This is a genomic window from Luteibacter sp. P4_D7_3 (assembly GCF_056401735.1).
This window is the reverse complement of the sequence record NZ_JBFUIT010000264.1, coordinates 1-5,640: the sequence shown is the minus strand read 5'-3', so window position 1 is coordinate 5,640 and position 5,640 is coordinate 1. Positions and strand designations below refer to the sequence as shown.

The following is a 5,640-nucleotide window of genomic DNA, read 5'->3' as shown; positions in this document are numbered from 1 at the left end:
GCTGGATCTCGCCGCCGGCACCTTCGCGCGTGTTACGCAGGTATTCGAAGATATTGCCCGGCAGCACGTAACGACCCACCACGGCGAGCGTGGACGGCGCGTCGGCCGGCTTGGGCTTCTCGACCATGTGCTTGATCACGGTGGAGCGGTCGTCGACCTGCTCGGTAGCGTCGACGATGCCGTACTTGTCGGTGTCCTTCTCCGGCACTTCTTCCACCGCGATGACGCCAGCGTCGTACTTGTCCGCCACTTCGGCCATCTGGCGCAGTGCACCCTTGCCCTTGTTCCAGATCAGATCGTCCGGAAGCATGACGCCGAAGCGCTCGTCGCCAATCACCGGCGCAGCGCGCAGAACGGCGTCGCCGAGGCCGAGGGCCTCCGGCTGGGTGACGAAGACGCAACGCACGTGGCGCGGAAGGATGCCACGCAGGATCGAAAGCAGCTCTTCCTTGTTCTTTTCCGCCAGCTTCTCTTCCAGCTCGTAGGCCTTGTCGAAGTAATCGGCGATGGCGTGCTTGTAGCGGTTGGTGACGAACACCAGCGTGTCGGCACCCGCGTCGACGGCTTCGTCCACGGCGTACTGGATGAGCGGACGGTCGAGCACGGGCAGCATTTCCTTCGCTACCACCTTGGTCGCCGGGAGAAAGCGCGTACCGAGGCCAGCAACAGGAAATACGACCTYGCGCAGGGGTTGGGTCATGATGCGATGTCTCCGTTTTCGTTTCGGCGAAGCGGCACGACGTTGTCGGCCTGCGCGTCGCTCCAGCGGAACGAAGGCAGCAGTTGCGACACGCAGCGACGCAGGGTCTCTTCATCGAACGTGGCCGCGGCCTCTTCGGCGCGAGCCAGCTGGGTCTGCAGCATCTCCCACGATACCTGGCGATGCTGCGCCTGGAAGATCTTGGCGTGGGTGGTGCTCGTGTAATTTTCCAACGGGTGGAACAGTTCCTCGAACAGCTTCTCGCCCGAGCGCAGGCCGGTATAGACGATCTGGATGTCGGAACCCGGACGCTTGCCGGCAAGACGGATCATCTGCTCGGCGAGGTCGCGGATCTTGACCGGATCGCCCATGTCGAGCGCAAAGATCTCGCCCCCCTTGCCCAGGCTCGCTGCCTGCAGAATCAACTGGCAGGCTTCGGGAATGGTCATGAAGTAACGCGAAATCTCCGGATGGGTGATTGTCAGTGGACCGCCCTGGCGAATCTGCCGGCGGAACAGCGGGACCACCGAACCGGCGGAGTCGAGCACATTACCGAAACGAACGGTGATGAAACGTGTAGGCGTGTGGGCGGCAAGGTTCTGGCACCAGATTTCCGCCATGCGCTTGCAGGCACCCATGACCGAGGTCGGATTCACGGCCTTGTCGGTGGAAATCAGCACGAAGGATTCGACGCCGCAGCGCACGGCTGCATTGGCGACCACGCGCGTGCCCATGACGTTGTTGCGGAACGCTTCGCGCAACTGACCCTGGAGCATCGGCACGTGCTTGTACGCGGACGCATGGAAAACGATCTGCGGCTGCGTTTCTTCGAACAGGCGGTTGATCGCGACCGTTTCGCGCGCATCCGCGAGTACGCCGTTGAAGATCAGCTCGGGATAGGCCGAGGTCAGCTCCTGACCGATACGGTACAGGTTGTACTCGGACATCTCGACGACGGTCAGCGAACTGGCGCCCAGACGCGCGACCTGGCGGCAAAGCTCCGAACCGATCGAACCGCCGCCACCGGTGACGAGCACGCGGCGACCGCTGATGTTCTCGCGGATTGCTGTCCAGTCGAGTTCCACGGCGTCGCGGCCGAGGAGATCCTCAATAGCCACTTCCTTGATCTCGTTGAACTGGGCGCGCCCGGCAACGACATCTTCCAGGCGCGGCACGGTGCGGAACGGCAGGCCCGTGCTCTCGCAGAAGGCCACGATACGACGCATCTGCGCCGTGGTAGCACCGGGCACGGCGATAAGGAGCATCTGCACGGCCACGGCCTTGGACAGCTCGGCGAGCTGGTCCACCGTACCGAGCACAGGGATGCCACCGATCTGCGCACCACGCAGGGCCATGTTGTCGTCCACGAAACCGATGACGCTGTAGCGGCTGTCGCGACGGAGGTCGCGCGAAAGCGCTTCACCGGCGCGATCCGCGCCGACGATCAGTACCCGTTTGGTAGGCGCCGACTGGAACAGGTCGATGCGGCTGTCTTTCCAGAAGCGGTAGCTCAGGCGAGGCAGGCCGAGCAGCACCACCAACACCACCGGGTAGACCAGCAGCACCGATCGCGGGACGCCGTCCAGACGCGCGTACATGACCATGGCCAGGCCGATGATCAACGCGCCGATAACCGTCGCGCGAATGATGTTCCAGAGATCCGGAAGACTGGCGAAGCGCCAAACGCCCTTGTAGAGGCCGGTCCAGTTGAACACGGCGCCCTGGACCAACAGGACGATCGGGAATTCCATCGGCAGGTAGGTTACCGGCGCGAGGTCCGGCATGAGCGCATAGCGGAGCGTCTTGGCTATCCACCACGCGAGAGCCGCCATGGCGAGGTCGTGCGCGACGACCGCCGTACGTGGATGGATGATGCCTATGAACTTACGCAGAAACATGTCGCTCCCTTCGACGCAAGCAATGATGCTTGCCAGTACGCCAGACTGCTGCCCCTAGCAGGTAGGTTGCCCCGAAACACACGGGCGCAGCCGCCGGCCAGCGGAACGCGATCCATGCGACAGGAACGCAGACGAGCACGTTCCATGCGAAGTAGCCCAGGGCTACCCTTCGGTGCGTTGCACCCCGCCTCACGAGCCATTGGTACAGATGCTCGCGATGCGGAGTGTACCAGCGCGCACCGCGCAGCATTCGCACGAGCAACGTCAAGGTCGCGTCGACGACGAAGGCTGACGAGAAAATCAGTGCTGGCCACAGCAAGTTCGTACGATAGGCCCACGCCATCGCCGAAAGTGCGAATACGATCAGGCCAAGGGTGGCACTCCCGACGTCACCCATGAAAATCCGGGCCGGCGAGCGATTGAACCACCAGAAGCCGGAGGCTGCCGCGGCGAGCGCCAGCCCTGCACCGGCGAGGGCCTGGCTACCTGCAGACCACGCCAGGGCGGCGTAGCCGGCACCGAAGAACATGGCTTGTTGTGCCGCCAGGCCGTCGATCCCATCCATGAAATTGTGCAGGTTGATGCACCAGACCCCGGCGACCAGCAGCGGGATCGCCCATAGCAGGCTCGAGGTGCCCGAGGCCACCGCGACGCATAGCAGGAGCGTCGCGGCGAGCTGGATCACCAGCCGGGGCCGGATCGGCAGCGAGCCGTGGTCGTCCAGCCAGCCGATGGCAGCCACCGCCATGACTGCGAGACTGAAGGCAGCCGTCGTCGCAGCTCCTGGTGAGACTGGAAGAAGCAGCAGCGCAGAAGGCATACCCACCAGCGCACCCAGCACGATACCGATGCCACCGCCGCGAGGCGTCGGCATGCTGTGCGAACGACGTCGCCCCGGAGCGTCCAGCATCCCCCGTCGCTCCGCGTAAGCAATGGCCATGCGCACGCTGGCAACGGAAACAATGAAAGACAGTACGGCGCCGCCGACGATCAGGAACGAGGGACTCGCGAGCTCGGGCGTCATTCGTTGGCGACGCCATGGATTGGCCGCACGGTGCCCCAGTTCTTGCAGCTTGGGCACTGCCAGTGATGGGCCTTGGCACCGAAGCCGCAGCGRCTGCAGCGATACATGGCCTGCCCTTCGAGCAGCTTGCGGGTCAGGTCGCGCAGGATCAGGTAATTCTCGCGGGYCTCACCCGACACCTTGTCCATCGTGGCGTCGATCAGCGCCATCAGTCCGCGCACCGACGGGCGCTTACGCAGCTGACCGGTGAGGAAGTCGATAGCCGTCCGCTCGCCGTCCCTACCCTCGTAGAGCCGGGTCAGTGCCAGCACGGGGGAGATGCCGTGATAGCGCTCCATGATCTCGCGCAGGAAGGTCTCGGCGCGGTCCATCTGCTGGGAACGCGCGTAGCAGTTCAAAAGCGGGGGGAGGATTTCCGGCACGAAGGCGATGTCGGCAGCAATAGCCGATTCGTACGACTCGATCGCCGCCATCATGTCGTCGTCTTCGAACGAGAGGCGCCCCGCGATCATGTGCGCGCGCACGCATTCCTGCTGACAGGCAAACGCCTCGCGCATGTAATCGCGCGCCTCGGTGCGTGCGCCGTGCTGTCGCGACTGCTCGGCCAGCTCGCAATAGAACTGCGCGATCATCGCGGACTCGTCCTCGCTGGTCATGGCTTCGAGGCGTCGTGCGTGATCGATGGCCTTATGCCATTCGCGCTCGTGCTGGTAGATCGAAATCAGGTGACGCAGGGCAGAAGGCGCCAGTGCATCCATGGCCACGAGGTCGGAAAAGAGCGTCTCCGCGCGATCCAGCAGACCGGCGCGCATGTAGTCTTCGCCCAACTCGAGCAAGGCGACCGTCTTCATTTCGTCGGACAGGCCCTGGCGCGAGACCAGGTGCTGGTGCAGGCGAATGGCGCGGTCCACTTCGCCTCGCTTGCGAAAGAGGTTACCCAGCGCGAGGTGGGTCTCGACGGTATCGCGGTTGTACTCAGCCAGACGCAGGAACACCTCCAGCGCCTTGTCCTGCTCCTCGTTGAGAAGGTAGTTCAGGCCACGGAAGTAGTCGGATGAGAGTGCGTTGACCTGTTCGCCCGAACGCCGCGCGTGCGTACGGCGAGCCAACCACCAACCGCAGGCAAAGGCCAGCGGGGGAACGAGCGCCAGCAACCAGATCGGATTCATGCGGTCGTCGCGTTGGCTACCTTGCGATCGCTGCGCTCGCCACGGCGCTTGCGCCGTTGTGCGAAGGAGGTGCCGAGCCAGGCGGTGATGCCGCCGAGGACCCAACCCACCAGGACCGCCGCGAGCATCGCTCCACCCTTGGGCAGGGACAATCGGGCAAAGCCGAGGTCGAACGGCACGAGATCGGCATTCAGCGCGCCGAAGACGATACCGGCGGCGACGAACAACAGAAGAAAGAGGATGGTAATGAGGCGCATAGCCGCGACTGTACCCGAATCCTGAACACGATGGTGCGCCGCGGTTGGCGATCTGTACAGGTTCGCCGACCCCCTTGGGATGTGCTCTATGTGGGAGCCGATTCATCGGCGATAGGTGCTCGCCGCGCGACTGAAGGTTGCGTCGAGCGTGCCCGCTGCCGCGGGATCGCCGATGAATCGGCTCCCACAATTAAAAAAAGCCCGGCGTAAGCCGGGCTCGTCAGCAAAAAAACGCCGCGTCAAAGCGCGGCGTCTTCCTCGGCCAGGTTTACGCGTTCGCGTAGTTCCTTGCCAGGTTTGAAATGCGGTACGTGCTTGCCCGGAAGGGCAACCGCCTCACCGGTCTTGGGGTTGCGCCCCATGCGCGGTGGACGGAAGTGCAGCGCAAAGCTTCCGAACCCACGAATCTCGATGCGCTCACCCGTGGAAAGGGCCTGGCTCATCTGTTCGAGCACGCTCTTGACGGCTAGTTCCACATCGCTAAARGCAAGGTGGGTCTGGCGCCGCGCCAGCGCCTCGATCAATTCCGACTTTGTCATGGGTCCCCTGTTTTTAGCTGAAGCGAGGGGCGGCGAACCGCCCCTCGCCCGAC

The 5,640-nt window shown here is 63.8% G+C and carries 6 protein-coding genes; all 6 read right to left on the bottom strand.

Annotated features, from left to right (window positions below; genetic code table 11):
• A partial coding sequence (locus tag AC1DSN_RS17545) for a UTP--glucose-1-phosphate uridylyltransferase (RefSeq protein ID WP_477331931.1) occupies window positions 1-700 on the bottom strand: 700 nt, incomplete at its 3' end.
• On the bottom strand, window positions 697-2,598 hold the full coding sequence (locus AC1DSN_RS17540) for a polysaccharide biosynthesis protein (RefSeq protein WP_046966713.1): 1,902 nt from the start codon (window positions 2,596-2,598) through the stop codon (window positions 697-699). The genes AC1DSN_RS17540 and AC1DSN_RS17545, both read right to left, overlap by 4 nt.
• The gene (locus AC1DSN_RS17535) at window positions 2,585-3,622 is read right to left on the bottom strand and encodes an MraY family glycosyltransferase (protein ID WP_477331929.1); all 1,038 of its coding nucleotides are present in this window, start codon (window positions 3,620-3,622) and stop codon (window positions 2,585-2,587) included. Before AC1DSN_RS17535 ends, AC1DSN_RS17540 begins: the two co-directional genes overlap by 14 nt.
• Window positions 3,619-4,791, bottom strand: a complete 1,173-nt coding sequence (gene lapB, locus AC1DSN_RS17530; RefSeq protein ID WP_477331927.1) for a lipopolysaccharide assembly protein LapB — start codon at window positions 4,789-4,791, stop codon at window positions 3,619-3,621. Before lapB ends, AC1DSN_RS17535 begins: the two co-directional genes overlap by 4 nt.
• Entirely contained in the window at window positions 4,788-5,048 is a 261-nt protein-coding gene (locus AC1DSN_RS17525; protein WP_213948154.1) for a LapA family protein, read from the bottom strand. The genes lapB and AC1DSN_RS17525 overlap by 4 nt, the downstream gene beginning before the upstream one ends.
• Before the next feature lie 239 nt (window positions 5,049-5,287).
• On the bottom strand, window positions 5,288-5,640 hold a 353-nt coding region (locus tag AC1DSN_RS17520; protein WP_477331925.1), incomplete at its 5' end, for an integration host factor subunit beta.

Coding starts and splice junctions, on each gene's coding strand:
- AC1DSN_RS17540 (WP_046966713.1), bottom strand. CDS start 2,598: ATGTTTCTGCGTAAGTTCATAGGCATCATCCATCCACGTACGGCGGTC.
- AC1DSN_RS17535 (WP_477331929.1), bottom strand. CDS start 3,622: ATGACGCCCGAGCTCGCGAGTCCCTCGTTCCTGATCGTCGGCGGCGCC.
- AC1DSN_RS17525 (WP_213948154.1), bottom strand. CDS start 5,048: ATGCGCCTCATTACCATCCTCTTTCTTCTGTTGTTCGTCGCCGCCGGT.